Consider the following 15,740-nt stretch of genomic DNA (forward strand, 5'->3'; position numbering starts at 1 on the left):
CGGCGCGCGGCCGCTCGGGGACCGGACCATGACCAGCTTCGATGCCCAACCCACGCTGACAGGTGAAACACTCGTTCTCAGCCCGCTTCGGGCCGAGGACTGCCCCGGCTTGCAGGCCGCCGCCGCCTCGCCCGACCTCTGGGCCGGGCATCCGGCAAAGGACCGCTGGAAACCCGAGGTCTTCCTCCCCTATTTCGATTTCCTGCTGGCAAGCGGCACCACGCTTTGCGTGCGCGACCGAGCGACCGGCCGGATCATCGGATGCTCGCGCTACTATCCCGCACCGGACCGGCCCGACAGCATGTCCATCGGCTTTACCTTTCTGGCACAGGACTACTGGGGCGGGTCGGCGAATTTCGAGATGAAGCGCCTGATGCTGGATCACGCGTTCGGGTCATTCCCCGAGGTCTGGCTGCACATCGCGCCGACCAACATCCGCTCGCAGAAAGCCACGGCGAAACTTGGTGCCGTGCACAGCCACGATGCCATGCTGGCGCTGACCGCAGCCCCCGCGACGCTGACCATGTGTTTTCGGCTGAGCCGCGAGGGCTGGGCGCGCAGGCTGGGCGCGCGCCATGCCCCGCAGGGCGGCACCGGCCACTGAGATCGCTCACGGCCGCTTTGCGCCCGACGCGTTGCGGACCGGCTTGACCAGCAGACGGCCGCTGGCGTGGCGCTTGGCCACGCTGGCGGAGTTGTAGGCGTCTTCGGCCAGCAGTTTCTTCCAGCGCTCCACCCGGTCGGCGTCAATCGTTCCGGCCTTGATGGCCGCATTGATGGCGCAGCCGGGTTCGGTGTCGTGTTTGCAGTCGCGAAAGCGGCAGCCCGGAACCAGCGCCACCAGGTCGGCAAAGACGCCGCCGATGCCGGCGTGAACATCGGCCAACTGCAACTCCCGCATCCCCGGTGTGTCAAGCAGCCAGCCGCCGAAGCGCAGGCGGTGCATCTCGCGGTGGGTCGTCGTGTGGCGCCCGCGCGCGTCGCTTTCGCGGACGGCCTGGGTGTCGATCCGGTCGTCCGCCAAGAGCGTGTTGACCAGCGTCGATTTCCCGACGCCCGACGAGCCCACGAACGCGACGGTCTGGCCATGCCCGCACCACGGCAGCAGGCGCGTTGCCTGTGCGCTGTCGCGGCCGTCCAGAATCTCGACCTTCAGATCGGGCATCAGTCCGGACGCCTGATTGAGGAATGCTTCGGGCGTATCGGTCTGGTCGGCCTTGGTCAGCACGATGACCGGCGTGACCTCGGCCTCGCAGGCCAGCGCCAGATAGCGTTCCAGCCGGGCGAGGTTGAAGTCGTTGTTGCAGGAGGTCGTGATGAACAGCGTGTCGATATTGGCCGCGATCAACTGCGTCCGGTGCGCCTCGCCGGGGGCACGCCGCCGAAACACGCTCTGGCGGTCCAGCAGGCGGACGGCATGGTGGCCTTCCGGTTCGATCAACAACCAGTCGCCGACGGTGGCCTGCCCCGATCCGTCCCCGGTGCTGCCGGAAAACGGCACGATCTCGGTCTCGATGCCCTCGCCCGCCACATGAAGGCTGCGACGATGCACGGCCAGCACCCGAACCGGGCGGAGGGACGTCACCTCCTCTGGCGCGAGTTGGTCAAGGAAGAACGCTCGCCAGCCAAGATCGGCGAGGGTGGGCGTTTCGGCCGCGGCATCCGGTGTTTCCATCCTTTCTCTTTACCCCAAACCCGCTGCGGGCAACAGCTTTGTCCGCAGCGCGCGCCGCCTTCCCCCCGACCCGCAAATCCCCTAGCCTGCGGACGAACCCCAACCGGAGCCGCGCCATGCAGACCGTCACCAGACTTCCCGCCACCAGCACCGTCACCCCCTCCACCGCCACCCTCGACGGCTGGACCGTGACCGCGGGCACCCCGCAGATGACGACCTGGGTGTTGCACGAGGCTGCCGACGGCACCATGATGGCGGGCATCTGGGAATGCACACCGGGCAGCTATCACGCCACCTACACCGCCTATGAATACGTCGTGCTGATCGAGGGGCGGATCACCATCACGCCCGATGGCGGCACCCCGGTCAGCGTGGTCGCGGGCGATGCCTTCGTGGTGGAAAAGGACTTCAAGGGCACCTGGGTGATCGAGGAAAAGGTGCGCAAGCACTTCGACTTCCGTCTGAAGTGACCGCGCCGCAATGTGGGGGCCCGCATGGCGTTGAAGCTTTCCGCCGGGGATCCGGCCCGCGAGGCGGTAAACCACGGCCATGTCGCGCTGGCGATGGGCGGGGAGGTGGTCGAGATCGACCTGACGGTGCCCGAGGGCAAGGTCAGCGTCGAGCGGCTGCTGCCGATCCTGCAGGGGCTGACCAACTTCATCGTCGATCGCGCCGAGGCGCGCGAGGCGTCCGAGGGGCGCCATGTCACCTGCGCCAAGGGCTGCGGCGCCTGCTGCCGCCAGATCGTGCCGGTTTCCCAGGCCGAGGCGCGCGCGCTGGGTCGGCTGGTCGCGGCGATGCCTGAACCCCGGCGCGCCCATGTGCGGCAGCGGTTCCAGGACGCGCTCGCCGCGCTGGAGGCGCAGGGGCTGCTGGCCGAGGTGGACGCGGCGCGGGCCACCCCCGGCGCCTCGGCGCGCGCGCTGGGGCTGCGCTATTTCGCGGCGGGGGTGCCCTGCCCGTTTCTGGAGGACGAGGCCTGTTCGATCCACCCCGACCGGCCGCTGGCCTGCCGCCAGTATCTGGTGTCCAGCCCGCCCACGCACTGCGCCGACCCGCAGCCGGGCAGCATCACGCCGGTGCCGGTGCCCTCGCGCCCCTCAACAGCGCTGTTGCTGGCCGATACCGCCGAGTCGGGCGTGCCGTGGCTGCCGCTGGTCTATGCGCTGATCTACCATGACCAGGTGCCCGAGACCCCGCCGACCCGCACCGCGCCGGAAATCCTGCAGGACATCTTCGGCCGCCTGAAGCGCCCGCAACCGCCTGACGGCGCCTGACCTGCCGCCGCGCGCCAACGGACCGGTTGACACTTCCGCGCGGGCGGCAGAAATGTAACAGAATTATGACAGGTTCCCGCGCCGAAGCCCGGATCGGACAACGTCGCGCTGCGGAGGGTGCTCTTGGAATCGCTGGTGGTCCTTGTTCGGCTGGGAGGCGCGGTCTGTCTGCTGCTGTTCGGCCTCCGGCTGGTGCGCGACGGCATCACCGAGACCTTCGGGCTGCGGCTGAAGATGGCGCTGGGCCTTGGCACCCGCAGCGGGCCGCGGGCGTTCCTGTCGGGGCTGGTGGCCACGCTGGGGCTGCAATCCTCGACCGCGACGGCGCTGATGACGGCGGATTTCGTCGACCGCCAGATGATCCGGCCCCGGATGGCGCAGATCGTGCTGCTGGGCGCCAATGTCGGCACCGCGCTGACGGCCTGGGTCGTGTCGGCCGGGCTGACGGCGCTGTCGCCGGTGCTGATCTTCGGCGGCTATGTGCTGCGGCGGCAGGCGAAACCGCAGGCGGCAGGCATCGGCCTTGCGCTGATCGGGATCGGGCTGTTGCTGCTGTCGCTGATCTTGCTGAATCTGGCGTCGGAGCCGATGCGGGATTCACCGGCGATGGCGGCGTTCCTTGCGATGCTGGGCGGGGCCTGGCCGGTCGCCTTCGGCTTTGCGGCGGTGCTGGCGGTGGCGTGTTCGTCGTCGCTGGCGGTGATCATGCTGATCCTGTCGCTCAGCACGGCGGGCAGCCTTGATCCGGCGCTGTCGGTGGTGATGGTGCTGGGCGCGAACTTCGGCGGGGCGATCCCGCCGGTGCTGGCGACGCTGCGGCTGGGCGCGGCGGCGCGGCGGGTGACGCTGGGCAACCTTGCGGTGCGGGGCATCGGCTGCTTTGTGGCGCTGCCGCTGGCCGGGCTGATCGCCACCGGGTTGCTGGCGCTGGGTCAGGGCCGCGCCGGGCTGCCGGTGGCCGCGCATCTGGCGTTCAACCTGATGCTGGCCGCGGTGATCTGGCCCTTCGCCGGGGCGATCTCGCGCAGTCTGGTGCGCGCGGTGCCGGATGCGCCGACCCCCGGCACGGTCGGCCCGCGCTGGCTGGACGAGGCGGCGCTGGGGCTGCCGGTGCTGGCGCTGACCGGCGCCAGCCGCGAGGTGCTGGCGATCGGCGACATCGTCGAGCGGATGATGACGCTGACGATGACCGCGTTCCGGACCAACAACCCCGCGACGCTGCGCGAGGTCGCCACGCTGGACGACACGGTGGACAGTCTTCAGCAAGAGGTGAAGGTCTACCTGTCGCGCCTGGGCAGCAGCGCGGGCGAGGATGAAAAACGCCGCGCAATCATCATCCTCGACTACGTCATCAACCTCGAACACATCGGCGACATCCTCGACAAGGGTTTGTCGGGGCAGGTGGAAAAGAAGATTTCGCTCGGCCTGCGCTTTTCCGACGAGGGCTACCGCGAACTGACGGCGCTGTTCCTGCTGACGCTGGAAAACCTGCGCATCGCCCAGACCATCTTCATCAGCCGCGACAAGGCGCTGGCCCGGCAACTGGTGGAGGCCAAGGTCGAGATCCGCCGGATGGAGCGCGAGTCGGCCGAACGCCACTTCCTGCGGCTGCGCGACGGGCAAGCCGCCAGCCTGCAAACCTCGTCGCTGCACCTCGACATGCTGCGCGACCTGAAGCGGGTGAATGCCCATACCGCGTCGGTTGCCTACCCGATCCTTGACGAGGACGGGGCGCTGATCGAAAGCCGCCTGAAGGCGGCGGCGTCCTGACTCGGATCATTTCGCCGCGATGATCGCCTCGATCGCGTCCAGCCGTTTACCTTCGAATGCCGCCTCGAACGCCTTCAGGCGCTTGTAGACCGATTGCAGTTCGATGATCGTCGACCAGCTTCCGACGAGATACTGGAACGAACCCGAGACCTGCCCGAAGGCGGTCAGCACCTGTTGCAGGATGCCGAAGCTGATCTTGCCCGCCGCGATGGTGGGGATCAGGATCAGGTAGGCAAAGATGTTGTCGGCCTGAATGTACATGCCGCGGAACACGTTGAAGTAGGCGAAGTGGAAGTAGTAGCGGAAGTAGTTCTTCCGCACGTTGACGAAAAGTTCGCGCACCGTGACCGGGCCCGCGCGGGTGTCGTCATCCTCGCCGTAGACCAGTTCCTTGCGATAGGCCGCCTCGACGCGCTGGTTGAGGAAGGCCAGACCCGGCAGCTTGATCCCGGCGACGGCCAGCAGCACCGTGCCGAACAGCGACCAGAACACCGCCGCCACCAGCAGCGGCTCGGGGATGTGGCCCACCAGCGGCATATCCTGCACATTGGCCGACAGCGCGGCCAGCACCGGCAGGAAGGCGACCAGCGTCATCACCGATTCAATCGCCGACGACCCCAGATCCTCCATGATCGAGGCAAAGCGCATGGTGTCTTCCTGCACCCGCTGCGCGGCACCCTCGATCGAGCGCACATCGGGCCAGCGCGACATGTAGTAGTCGTTCATCGCGGTGCGCCAGCGGAAGATGTAGTGGCTGACAAAGAACCGCGTCGCCACATAGACCGCCAGCCAGACGAAGGCGATTTCGGCAAAGATCAGGGTCAGCCAGTAAAGATCGGCCGCCGTCACCGTGGACTTGCCCGACAGCGCCGTCTGCACATCGTCGAAGAACGGGCGGCGCCAATTGTTGATCGCGACCGAGACCTGCACGCTGAAATAGGTGGACAGCAGGATCACCGTCGAGCCGAAGACCGACCACCACTGATACCTGTGCGGCGACAGGATGAACCAGGCGGCGGTGAAGGCGGTCAGAAACACCGCCACGTAGATGTAGAACCACAGAAAGCCGGGCGTCACGAAGTAGCCCAGGCCCAGCACCGGGTCGGTTTCGCCCGCGTCGGGCGGCAGGCCGATGGCGGTGCCAAGCCCTTCGCCGACCGTATACCAGAACGCCACCGCCACCGTGACCCAGAGGATCGCCGAGATCAGGAACAGCCGGGGCCGGGGAAAGAAGGACTGAAACACGGGCGCGCACCTCCGGCGGTTTCTGGCGTCTTCCTTTAACCGGGTTTTTCCGGCGGGCGACAAGGGTCATTCGCTCTGGATACGTTCTTTCGCGCCCGCGCCTGCGCCGAAAGCCCAACCACGCCGGGTTGATACGCCGCGAGCGGTTCAGGAACCCGCGCCGACATCCCCCCGCCCCACCGCGACCGTTTTCAGGATAGCATGACAGGCGACGCCGGGGGCCAGCCCCAGCGCCTCGGCCGAGCGGCGGGTGAGGCGCGCAAGGATCAGGTCGGTGCCCGAACGCACCTGCACCAGCGCCCCCGGCCCCTCGCCGAGATGCACCGTTTCCACCGTGCCGGGCAGGATGTTCAGCGCCGACAACCCCTCGGGCCGGGCGCGCGACAGGATCACGTCGTTGGCGTGGATGCGGACGCGCAACCTTGTGCCGGGCACCGCCTCGATGCGCGGCAGGTAAAGCCGCCCGGCCGAGGTTTCCAGCACCGAAAGCCCGTCGGCGTCCTGTGCCACCAGCCGCGCCTCGATCACCGCGCCCGCTTCGCTGATCCCCAGCGTCTTGAGGGCGGCGGGATTGAACATCACGGTGTCCGTCGGGCCGACAAAGACGGCGCGGCCCGCCTCGATCACCACGATCCGGTCGGCCAGCAACTGCGCCTCGCCGATGTCGTGGGTAACCAGCACCACCGGCATGTCGAACCGGCCACGCAGGGCGCGGATTTCCCGATAAAGCACCTCACGCGTGACCCGGTCCACCGCCGAGAAGGGTTCATCCAGCAACAGCGCCGCGGGTTGCCGCGCCAGCGCGCGCGCGATCGCCACGCGCTGCTGCTGGCCGCCGGAAAGTTCCGCCGGACGCCGCCCCTCCAGCCCGCCCAGATTGACCAGCGCCAGCAGGCGCCGCGCCTCGGCGGGCCGTTCCGCGCGCGGCAGGTGATCGAGCGCGGCCCCGACATTGCCCAGCGCCGTCAGGTGCGGAAACAGCCCGTAGGCCTGAAACACCATGCCCACCCGGCGCTGGTGCGGCGGCAGGCACAGCCCCGCCGCGGTATCCAGCCAGACCGTGCCGCCGACGCTGACCCGCGCCTGTTCGGGGCGCCACAGCCCGGTGATCGTGCGCAGCACGGTCGACTTGCCCGAACCGGAATGGCCCACCAGCGCCAGAAGCTCGCCGGGTTCCACCCGGAACGACAGGTCGAGCGGAATCGGCCCCGCCGCCCTGGCCATGACCTGAAGCGCCATCAGCGCAGCCTGCGCCCGACCCGGCGCGACAGCCAGAAGGTCAGCGTGATGGTGGCCAGCGAGATCGCCAGCAGCACCGCCGACATCAGCGCGGCGCTGGCGGTGTCGAAGCTTTGCACCCGGTCATAAATGGCGATGGCGATCGTCTTGGTCTGGCCGGGGATCGAACCGCCGACCATCAGCACGATGCCGAACTCGCCCAGCGTATGGGTGAAGGTCAGCACCATCGCGGTGATCAGGCCGGGCCAAGCCAGCGGCAGTTCCACCCGACGTAGCGCCCGCAGCGGGGTCATGCCGCAGCAGGACGCGGCCTCGCGCACCAGCACCGGAATGGCTTCGAAGGCGCGTTGCGCGGGCTGCACGGCGAAGGGCAGATTGAAGATCACCGAGGCGACGAGCAGCCCCTCGAAGGTGAACACCAGCGGCCTGCCGAAGGCGGCGTGCCAGAGCTGGCCGATCGGGGAATGCGCCCCGAAGCTGACCAGCAGGTAGAAACCGAACACCGTGGGCGGCAGCACCAGCGGAACGGCCACCAGCGCCTCGATCAGCCCCTTGCCGGGAAAATCACGGTAAGCCAGGAAACGCCCCGCGAACACCGCGACCGGCAGCAGGATCACCACGGTGAACCCCGCCAGCCGCAGCGACAGGAAAAGGGCCGTCCAGTCCATCATTCCCCCGGCAGAGCAAAGCCGTATTTCTTCATGATGGCACGCGCGGGCGGGGTGTTCATATAGGCATAGAAGGCTTCAGCCACCGGCCCCGCCGATTTCAGCAGCACCATGCGCTGATCGAGCGGTTCATGAAAGTCGATCGGGATCAGGTCGTAGTCGCCCAGCGCCGAAACCTCGGGCGAGACCGCAAGCGAATAGGCGATAATGCCGCCTTGCGCATCGCCCGAAAGGGCAAACTGCGCCGCCTGGCTGACATTTTCGCCCAGCACCAGCTTCGGCTCGATCGCGTCCCACAGCCCCTGATGTTGCAGCGCCTCCTTCGCGCGCAGCCCGTAGGGCGCGTGATCGGGGTTGGCGATCGCGAAATGCGTGATCGTGCCCGCCGCCAGTGCGGCCTTCAGGCTTTGCAGCGTGCCGTCGGGTTTCAGCGCCGACCCCTTGGGCACGATCATCACGATCCGCCCCACGGCATAAAGCTGCCCATCGCCTCTGGTGTAGCCGTCATGGGCCAGATCGAGCACATATTGTTCGTCGGCAGCCAGAAACATCTGGAACGGGGCGCCCTGCCGGATCTGGCGCGCGAAGTTGCCGGTGGAGCCGAACGACAGCGTGACGCCGTTGCCGGTGTCGGCCTTGAAGGCGGCCGCGATCTCGGTCAGGGCGAATTTGAGATCGGCAGCGGCGGCGATCACCGGGGCATCGTCGGCGGCGCGAACCGCCAGCGGCAACAGGCCAAGGCTTGCAATCAGCGCAAGCGCCCCAAGAAGGGCGCGGCGCGGCAGCGGGAAACGGCTCATCGGAACCTCCTGGCGAGCGATATGTTTTGCAAAACATATGCGATCCCCCGCGCAGGAATGGCAAGCGTTATTTCCCGTCGGGAATATCCCGCAGCATCGCCCGGATCGCCGCGATCTCGTCGGCGGCCGCCTCGGTCGCGCGCGCCTCGATGCGGCGGTAATGCGCCAGCACCGCCGCGCCCGCCGCGGTCAGATGCGCGCCGCCGCCCTGCACGCCGCCGCGAATGCTTTCCACCAGCGGGTCGCGGAACAGCGCGTTCAGCGTTTCGACCAGCATCCAGGCCCGCTTGTAGCTCATCCCCATCGCCCGCCCCGCCGCCGAGATCGAGCCGGTCTCGCGGATGCGCTCCAGCAGGTCGGCCTTGCCGGGCCCGATCATCGCGCCGTCGCCAAAGACGACACGCAGGCGCAGGCGGGGATCGGGGGTAGAGGCGGTCATGGGCGCGATCATGCTGCGGCGCGGGGCAGAGTGGCAAGCGTGATGTGGGCCGCCCTGTGGAGTGGGCGTTGCCGACCGCGCGTTCAGCCGTCCTGATCCGGCACGACGCGGCGCGTGGGCCAGACTTCCAGAACACCCGCGCAGATGACCAGCAGCCCACCCACGATTTCGAGTCGGCGCAACTGCTCATCGGCGAGCAGCGCGGCCGACAGGGCGCCGAAGAGGACTTCCGTCATCAGCAGGATGCTGACACGCGCCGGGTCCAACCGGACTGTCGCCCACATCAGGCCGGCAAGCGAAAGCCCCCACCAAAGGCCGCCCGTTCCCAGCGCCAGCAGGATCGCCTTGCCGATCTGGCCAGAGGGGAAGGTCGGCACCGGCTCCAGCATCGGGGCGAGCAGGAGCGCGGCACCGGCTGCACCACAGGCGAAAACGAACGCGGCCGACAAGGGATCGCTATCGGATTTCACCCGGATGCCCGTGGTCGAGAAAGACCACAGGACGCCCCCGATCAGCGTCATCCATTCTCCCAACCCTTTGGGCAAAGGCACATTTCCATCCGCCCCCAGCATGACGAAAAGCCCGATCAGCCCAACGGCGATCGCCAGAACGCGCAGCCGGGGGGTAGCCCAGCCCATCAGATAGCGCCCGATCAAGGTGCTCCAGACCGGGCTGAGGAACCACAGCAGGATGATGATCGCGACCCGGCCATAGACGAATCCGATCGAGTAGAGCGCGAAGGCGGCCCCGCCGAGGGCGATGGAGGCCAAGGCGACCCGGTTCGCCTGCGCCAGTTGTCGCCGCCGCGCGACCGCGAAGGGAAGAAGCAACACGGCCGCCGCAACGGTTATCGCGGCCGTTCCCCATGCTCCAGCCAGCCCCATCCCGGACAGGATCCGGACCGGCAGCCAGTAGAACCCCCAGAGGATGCCTGTGCCCAAGACAATGGCGGAGGCCAGAGAACTGTCACGATCAGTCGCCATGCAGCCGGTGCTATCAGTGCGACCACGTCAGGCCAAGGGCTCTCGGGCAGGCGTCCATGCGCCACGGCATTCCGTTCCCGGGCGGGGGCCCTTGGCCTTGAAACCACGCCCTTGCCACGGATACTCCGTGTCGTTCCTGTGCTCTGAACAAAAAGGGCGCGCCCTGCGGCGCGCCCCGGTTCAGGCCATCCCCCGGTGATCAGGCCGCCGTGGTCTCGACCGCCTTCGCCTCGATGTCGTTCGGGCGGGCGATCTCGATGCGGCGCGGTTTCAGCGCCTCGGGGGTTTCGCGCACCAGTTCGATGTGCAGCATCCCGTCAAGGTTCTGCGCGCCGGTCACGCGGACATGATCGGCCAGCGCGAAGCGGCGTTCGAACGCGCGGGTCGCGATGCCGCGATGCAGATAGGTGCGGGCGCTGTCGTCCTCGGCCTTGCGGGCGGTGACGACAAGGGTGTTTTCCTTCACCTCGACCGACAGGTCGTCGGCGGCAAACCCCGCCACGGCAATCGAGATGCAATAGGCATTCTCGGCCGTCTTCTCGATGTTGTAGGGCGGGTAGGTCGGCTGCGCGGCGTCGCCGGTCAGCACACGGTCCATCAGATCGGCGATGCGGTCATAGCCGACAGTGGCGCGGTAAAGCGGGGCAAGATCGAAAGTACGCATGGATCACCCTCCAGTGAGCGATGTTCAGATTGCCCTCCCCCACAGGGGACGGGCCGGAAGCCGGACCCGTCATGGCATCCGGTACCGCCTAGATGGGAAACGATTTCCCCGCGTTCAAGGGGGGCTGGGCCGCACGAACTTGGCGCCGCCGCCCTGCAGGCCGCCCGCAGGCAGGCCGCCGTCCAGCGAGGTCTGGGTCGGGATGACCTGCAGGATGGTTCCCGTCTCTTCCGCGACAAGATGCGCCTGCAACGCGCCGATCACCCCCGCCAGATCGACGCCCAGCGCCACCTGCTTGCCGTTCGCCTCGGCCTTGGCCGAGATCACCGACACGATGGTGGCAACGCCGTTGCGCAGCAGGAAGATCGGCGCCCCGGAGGAGCCGAAGTCGATATCGCAGGTCAGCACCAGAAGGCCGGGCTGCGTGTCCAGAACGTGGCAGGTCTGCTGCAACGAGGGCGCGTCAGAGCGGTCCTTGGCATAGGACACGACCCCCACCGCCTCGCCCACCTGCGCCCGGCCGGACACCGCGAAGGGCCGGATCGATGGCAGCCGGATCGCCTGATCCAGTTGCAGCAGCGCAATGTCATGGCCGATGCGGCCGATCTTGTCGGTCGAGGCATAGTCGTAGCCGGGCGCGATCACCGCGCGCCGCACGCTCCGGTAGGCGGCGGCACGACCAAGCCGCCAATCCGCAAGGAACGTCAGCGTGGCCAGTGGAAACCGCCCGCCCGTGGACTCGTCATAAAGGCAATGCGCGGCGGTCAGCACGATGTCGGGCGCGATCAGGGATGCCGTGCAGAACCCCCGGTCGCCGAGGTTCAGGCGGCCGACCCCTTCCCACCCCTTGCTGTCGTCAAGGGTCGAGAGGGCCTGCAGGTTCGTATCCGCCGGCGAGGGCCCGGCTTGCGCCAGCATCAAGACCGCGCCCCAGACCGCCATCCATTGCTTCATGCGCATCGCCCGCCGTTCTTTCGCCCGCTTCGCGCCGAATATGCCCGGCACCTGCGGCAAAACTATGGCCGCGCCGCCACCAACGCACGCGGCTCCGGGCCGCCGGTGGCCCAGTCGAGCAGCTCGACGGTATGCATCACCGGAATGCCGGTACCCGCGCCGATCTGCATCATGCAGCCGATGTTGCCCGCCGCGACCACCTCGGGCGCCGTCGCCTCCAGCGTGGCGACCTTGCGCGCCTTCAACTCTGCCGAAATCTTCGGCTGCAACAGGTTGTAGGTGCCCGCCGAGCCGCAGCAGAGGTGGCTGTCGGCCGGTTCCACCACGGTGAAGCCCGCCCGTTTCAGCAACTCCTTCGGGGCGGTCCTGATCTGCTGGCCGTGTTGCAGTGAACAGGCGGCGTGATAGGCAACCCGCATTCCGCGCGGCGCCTGCGTCGGCAGATCGAGCTTCAGCAGCAGTTCCGACACATCCGTCGCCAGCGCGGAAACGGCCTTCGCGTCGGCCTCCAGCGGATCGCCCGCGAACATCTTGCCATAGTCCTTCACGGTGGTGCCGCAGCCGCTGGTGTTGATCACCACCGCATCCAGCCCCCCGCCCCGCGTCTCGGCCATCCAGGCGGCGATGTTCTTCGCCGCCGCCGCGTGGCTTTCGGCGGTCTTGCCCATGTGATGCGTCAGCGCCCCGCAACAGCCCATGCCGCGCGCGATCACCACCTCGCAGCCCAGCCGTCGCAACAGCCGGATGGTGGCGTCGTTGATGTCGGTGTTCAGCGCCTTCTGGGCGCAGCCGGTCAGCAGCGCCACCCGCATCCGGCGCGGCCCCGTCGCCGGAAACACCTGCGGATCATCGTTCCGGCTGACCGGCGGGATCACCTTCGGCGCCATCGCCAGCATCGCGCGCAGCCGCGCATCCGGCATCAGGCGCGCGAACGGCCGCCCGATCTTCGCCCCCAGCAGCGCCAGCCGGAACCGCCCCGGATAGGGGATGATCCGCGCCAGCAGCCAGCGCAGCGCCCGCTCGCTCAGCGGCCGGCGGTAAGTCTGCTCGATATAGGCCCGCGCATGGTCCACCAGATGCATGTAATCGACCCCCGAGGGGCAGGTCGTCATGCACGACAGGCACGACAGGCAGCGGTCGATATGGCCCACGGTCTTCGCGTCCGGCACGCGGGAATTCTCCAGCATGTCCTTGATCAGGTAGATCCGGCCGCGCGGGCTGTCCAGCTCGTCGCCCAGCACCTGATAGGTGGGGCAGGTCGCGGTGCAGAACCCGCAGTGCACACAGGTGCGCAGGATCCGGTTGGACCGGGCGATCGCCGGGTCTTGCAGTTGTTCGGCGGTGAAGGTGGTCTGCATCGCTTATCCCATCAGTCCGGGGTTCAGAATGCCGCGCGGGTCGAACCTCGCCCGCAGCCCGGCGGCAAGGGCGGCAAGGGGCGCGGGCTCCGGCTGAAACGGCGCGACCGTCGCCCGGGTCTCGACGCTGGCCCGCATCAGCGTGGCATGGCCCGCAAAGGCCCCGATCCGCGCACGCAGATCGGGGCCCGGCGCCACCCGCGCCCAGATCAGCCCGCCCGCCCAGTCAAGCCGCACCGCCTCGGCCCCCAGCCGCGCCACGATCCCCGGCGCGTCCGACGGCTTCACCGACAGCCGCCACACATCGCCCGGCTGCCCGGCAAAGGCCGTGACATCGCGGATGCCCTGCCAGCGCGCCGCCGTGGCCGCGCGCGCCTCCTCCACATCTACCGGCCCGAACCCCGCCAGCAGATCGCGCAGCCGCCCCGCCCGGTAGGCAACCGAGGCCGCGAAGCCCTCGATCCGCAGCATCGCCCCCTCCGGCCCCCAGGCGGCGCCCGACACCTCGAAGGGCGAACCCACCGCCGCCGCCATCGCCGCAACCGCCCCGGCCAGCCCGATCCCCGGCAGCAGAACGCTCGCCGCCGTCTCCGGCACCGGCAGCACCTTGAACGCCACCTCGCTCAGCACGCCCAGGGTGCCCCAGCTTCCGGCCATCAGCTTCACCAAGTCATAGCCGGTGACGTTCTTCATCACCCGCCCGCCGTTCTTCACCACCGTGCCGCTGCCATCGACGAATCGCACCCCGATCAGGCTGTCGCGGCAGGCCCCCGCCATCAGCCGCCGCGGCCCCGAGGCGTTCGCCGCCACCACGCCGCCGATCGTGCAGTCACCCGCCGTGCCCAGCAGCCCGCGCCAGTCCGGCGGCTCGAACGGCAGCCGCTGCCCTTCTGCCGCCAGCGCCGCCTCGATCGCGGCCAGCGGCGTTCCCGCCCCCGCCACCAGCGTCAGCGCCCCCGGCTCGTAAAGCGTGATCCCCGACAGGCCACCCGTTTCCAGCACCGTGCCCGCCACGGGGCGCCCCACATCGCGCGTGCCGCCGCCGCGCACCCGCAGCGGCCCCGCCGCCGCGCGGATCGCCGCGGCCAGTTCCGTCTCGTCCGCGGGCCTCATGTCGTCCTCATCTTCCGTTCACAAGTATCCTCAGGGGGTGTGGGGGGCAGACAGCCCCCCACGGAACGTCACGCCGCACGCCGCCCGGCGGTGATCGCCAGCGGAAACACCTTCGCCGGGTTCAAGAGCCACGCCGGGTCGAAGACGTCCTTCACGCGCATCTGCGCCTCCATGTCGGCGGCAGTGAACTGCACCCCCATCAGGTCGCGCTTTTCGATCCCCACGCCGTGCTCGCCGGTCAGGCAGCCGCCGACCTCGACGCAAAGCTTCAGGATATCCGCCCCGAAGGCCTCGCATTTCTCCAGATCGCCCGGTGTGTTGGCGTTGTAGAGGATCAGCGGGTGCATGTTGCCGTCGCCCGCGTGGAACACGTTGCCCACGTCAAGGCCGCAGGCGCGGCTCATCTCGCCGATCCGGCGCAACACGAACGGCAGCGCCGTCACCGGGATCGTGCCATCAAGGCACATGTAGTCGTTGATCTGCCCCATCGCGCCGAAGGCGGATTTGCGGCCGAGCCAGATCTTCCTGCTCTCCTCCTCCGACCGGCTTTCGCGCAGCTCCACCGGGTTGTGCCGCCGCGCGATTTGCAGGATCACCCCCAGTTGCTCGTCGATTTCGGCCGGGCTGCCCTCCACCTCGACGATCAGCAGCGCCTCGCAGTCGGGGTAGCCCGCGTGGGCGAAATCCTCGGTGGCACGGATGCAGGGGCGGTCCATGAACTCGATCGCCACCGGCAGCACACCCGCTTTGATGATGTCGCTGACGCATTCGCCCGCAACCTCGTTGCTGTCGAACCCCATCAGCACCGGCCGCGCCCCCTCGGGCTTGCGCAGGATGCGCAGGGTGGCCTCGGTCACCACGCCCAACTGCCCTTCCGAGCCGCAGATGACGCCCAGCAGGTCGAGCCCGCCCGCATCCACATGCGCACCGCCGATCTGCACCACCGTGCCGTCCATCAGCACCAGCGTGACGCCCAGCAGGTTGTTGGTCGTCACGCCGTATTTCAGGCAATGCGCCCCACCCGAGTTCATCGCGATGTTGCCCGCGATGGCGCAGGCCAACTGGCTGGAAGGGTCGGGGGCGTAGAAGAACCCGTCCTGTTCCACCGCGCCGGTCACGCTCAGGTTGGTGCGGCCCGCCTGCACGCGGATGAAGCGGTTGGCATAGTCGGTTTCCAGCACCGCGTTCAGCCGCGACACGCCAAGGATCACGCAATCCGCCGTGGGCAGCGCCCCCCCGGCCAGCGAGGTGCCCGAGCCGCGCGGCACCACCGGCACGCCCTCGGCGTGGCAGACCTTCAGCGCGGCGGCGACCTCGGCGGTGCTGCGCGGCAGCACGACCGCCAGCGGGGCGCAGCGATAGGCGCTCAGCGCGTCGCATTCATAGGCGCGGGTTTCGGCCGCGTCGTCGATCACCGCATCCGCGGGCAGCACGGCGCGCAGGCGGTCGACGATGCGGGATTTCCGCGCGAGAATGGCGGGATTCGGGGTGGGCATGTCCATCGTCGCTTCTCCGCTTGCTATTGGTAAGGAAATATAACCAATTTTGCCCGCTG

The 15,740-nt window shown here is 68.5% G+C and carries 16 protein-coding genes; 4 read left to right on the forward strand and 12 right to left on the reverse strand.

The genetic code is table 11. The features are described 5' to 3' along the window. The first annotated feature begins 28 nt into the window (after positions 1-28). Positions 29-604 carry a GNAT family N-acetyltransferase gene (locus tag AC11WY_RS05475; RefSeq protein ID WP_482923343.1) on the forward strand — a complete coding sequence of 192 codons (576 nt, stop codon included), beginning with the start codon at positions 29-31 and terminating at the stop codon, positions 602-604. Between the two features lie 6 nt (positions 605-610). Here the strand turns inward: AC11WY_RS05475 and rsgA are convergent, their stop codons facing one another. Continuing rightward, a complete protein-coding gene (rsgA, locus tag AC11WY_RS05480) occupies positions 611-1,675 on the reverse strand; it encodes a ribosome small subunit-dependent GTPase A (RefSeq protein WP_482923345.1) in 1,065 nt (354 codons plus the stop codon). 116 nt (positions 1,676-1,791) lie between these two features. Here rsgA and AC11WY_RS05485 point away from each other — a divergent pair, with 116 nt between their 5' ends. From AC11WY_RS05485 to AC11WY_RS05495, 3 genes are all read left to right on the forward strand, one after another. Beyond that, on the forward strand, positions 1,792-2,145 hold the full coding sequence (locus AC11WY_RS05485; protein ID WP_482923347.1) for a cupin domain-containing protein: 354 nt from the start codon (positions 1,792-1,794) through the stop codon (positions 2,143-2,145). Between the two features lie 24 nt (positions 2,146-2,169). Further along, a complete protein-coding gene (locus AC11WY_RS05490) occupies positions 2,170-2,952 on the forward strand; it encodes a YkgJ family cysteine cluster protein (protein WP_482923349.1) in 783 nt (260 codons plus the stop codon). Positions 2,953-3,075: 123 nt separating this feature from the next. After that, a complete protein-coding gene (locus tag AC11WY_RS05495) occupies positions 3,076-4,722 on the forward strand; it encodes a Na/Pi cotransporter family protein (RefSeq protein WP_482923351.1) in 1,647 nt (548 codons plus the stop codon). Between the two features lie 6 nt (positions 4,723-4,728). On the opposite strand, the gene sbmA is transcribed toward AC11WY_RS05495, so the two are convergent. The 11 genes from sbmA to AC11WY_RS05550 all read right to left on the reverse strand — a co-directional run bounded on the left by sbmA (position 4,729) and on the right by AC11WY_RS05550 (position 15,687). After that, a complete protein-coding gene (gene sbmA, locus AC11WY_RS05500; protein ID WP_482923353.1) occupies positions 4,729-5,967 on the reverse strand; it encodes a peptide antibiotic transporter SbmA in 1,239 nt (412 codons plus the stop codon). Positions 5,968-6,114: 147 nt separating this feature from the next. Beyond that, positions 6,115-7,206: a molybdenum ABC transporter ATP-binding protein gene (gene modC / locus AC11WY_RS05505; protein WP_482923355.1), complete on the reverse strand. Its 1,092-nt coding sequence runs from the start codon at positions 7,204-7,206 to the stop codon at positions 6,115-6,117. After that, on the reverse strand, positions 7,206-7,874 hold the full coding sequence (gene modB / locus AC11WY_RS05510) for a molybdate ABC transporter permease subunit (RefSeq protein WP_482923357.1): 669 nt from the start codon (positions 7,872-7,874) through the stop codon (positions 7,206-7,208). Before modB ends, modC begins: the two co-directional genes overlap by 1 nt. Further along, positions 7,874-8,674: a molybdate ABC transporter substrate-binding protein gene (modA, locus tag AC11WY_RS05515; protein WP_482923359.1), complete on the reverse strand. Its 801-nt coding sequence runs from the start codon at positions 8,672-8,674 to the stop codon at positions 7,874-7,876. The genes modB and modA overlap by 1 nt, the downstream gene beginning before the upstream one ends. A 67-nt stretch (positions 8,675-8,741) precedes the next feature. Next, positions 8,742-9,113 carry a winged helix-turn-helix domain-containing protein gene (locus AC11WY_RS05520; RefSeq protein ID WP_482923361.1) on the reverse strand — a complete coding sequence of 124 codons (372 nt, stop codon included), beginning with the start codon at positions 9,111-9,113 and terminating at the stop codon, positions 8,742-8,744. An 83-nt stretch (positions 9,114-9,196) separates the two neighbouring features. Next, positions 9,197-10,096, reverse strand: a complete 900-nt coding sequence (locus AC11WY_RS05525; RefSeq protein ID WP_482923363.1) for a DMT family transporter — start codon at positions 10,094-10,096, stop codon at positions 9,197-9,199. A gap of 199 nt (positions 10,097-10,295) precedes the next feature. Further along, a complete protein-coding gene (locus AC11WY_RS05530; RefSeq protein ID WP_482923365.1) occupies positions 10,296-10,760 on the reverse strand; it encodes an Hsp20 family protein in 465 nt (154 codons plus the stop codon). A 114-nt stretch (positions 10,761-10,874) separates the two neighbouring features. Beyond that, on the reverse strand, positions 10,875-11,720 hold the full coding sequence (locus AC11WY_RS05535; RefSeq protein WP_482923367.1) for a trypsin-like serine peptidase: 846 nt from the start codon (positions 11,718-11,720) through the stop codon (positions 10,875-10,877). A gap of 56 nt (positions 11,721-11,776) precedes the next feature. Beyond that, on the reverse strand, positions 11,777-13,072 hold the full coding sequence (gene glcF / locus AC11WY_RS05540; RefSeq protein ID WP_482923369.1) for a glycolate oxidase subunit GlcF: 1,296 nt from the start codon (positions 13,070-13,072) through the stop codon (positions 11,777-11,779). A 3-nt stretch (positions 13,073-13,075) separates the two neighbouring features. Further along, positions 13,076-14,185 (reverse strand): FAD-binding protein, encoded by a 1,110-nt coding sequence (locus tag AC11WY_RS05545; protein ID WP_482923371.1) that lies wholly within the window; start codon positions 14,183-14,185, stop codon positions 13,076-13,078. Positions 14,186-14,253: 68 nt separating this feature from the next. Continuing rightward, a complete protein-coding gene (locus AC11WY_RS05550; protein WP_482923373.1) occupies positions 14,254-15,687 on the reverse strand; it encodes an FAD-linked oxidase C-terminal domain-containing protein in 1,434 nt (477 codons plus the stop codon). Positions 15,688-15,740: the final 53 nt, after the last annotated feature.

The organism is Solirhodobacter sp., from assembly GCF_964715405.1.

Coding starts and splice junctions, on each gene's coding strand:
- AC11WY_RS05475 (WP_482923343.1), top strand. CDS start 29: ATGACCAGCTTCGATGCCCAACCCACGCTGACAGGTGAAACACTCGTT.
- rsgA (WP_482923345.1), bottom strand. CDS start 1,675: ATGGAAACACCGGATGCCGCGGCCGAAACGCCCACCCTCGCCGATCTT.
- AC11WY_RS05485 (WP_482923347.1), top strand. CDS start 1,792: ATGCAGACCGTCACCAGACTTCCCGCCACCAGCACCGTCACCCCCTCC.
- AC11WY_RS05490 (WP_482923349.1), top strand. CDS start 2,170: ATGGCGTTGAAGCTTTCCGCCGGGGATCCGGCCCGCGAGGCGGTAAAC.
- modC (WP_482923355.1), bottom strand. CDS start 7,206: ATGGCGCTTCAGGTCATGGCCAGGGCGGCGGGGCCGATTCCGCTCGAC.
- modB (WP_482923357.1), bottom strand. CDS start 7,874: ATGGACTGGACGGCCCTTTTCCTGTCGCTGCGGCTGGCGGGGTTCACC.
- modA (WP_482923359.1), bottom strand. CDS start 8,674: ATGAGCCGTTTCCCGCTGCCGCGCCGCGCCCTTCTTGGGGCGCTTGCG.
- AC11WY_RS05520 (WP_482923361.1), bottom strand. CDS start 9,113: ATGACCGCCTCTACCCCCGATCCCCGCCTGCGCCTGCGTGTCGTCTTT.
- AC11WY_RS05525 (WP_482923363.1), bottom strand. CDS start 10,096: ATGGCGACTGATCGTGACAGTTCTCTGGCCTCCGCCATTGTCTTGGGC.
- AC11WY_RS05530 (WP_482923365.1), bottom strand. CDS start 10,760: ATGCGTACTTTCGATCTTGCCCCGCTTTACCGCGCCACTGTCGGCTAT.
- AC11WY_RS05535 (WP_482923367.1), bottom strand. CDS start 11,720: ATGCGCATGAAGCAATGGATGGCGGTCTGGGGCGCGGTCTTGATGCTG.
- glcF (WP_482923369.1), bottom strand. CDS start 13,072: ATGCAGACCACCTTCACCGCCGAACAACTGCAAGACCCGGCGATCGCC.
- AC11WY_RS05545 (WP_482923371.1), bottom strand. CDS start 14,185: ATGAGGCCCGCGGACGAGACGGAACTGGCCGCGGCGATCCGCGCGGCG.
- AC11WY_RS05550 (WP_482923373.1), bottom strand. CDS start 15,687: ATGGACATGCCCACCCCGAATCCCGCCATTCTCGCGCGGAAATCCCGC.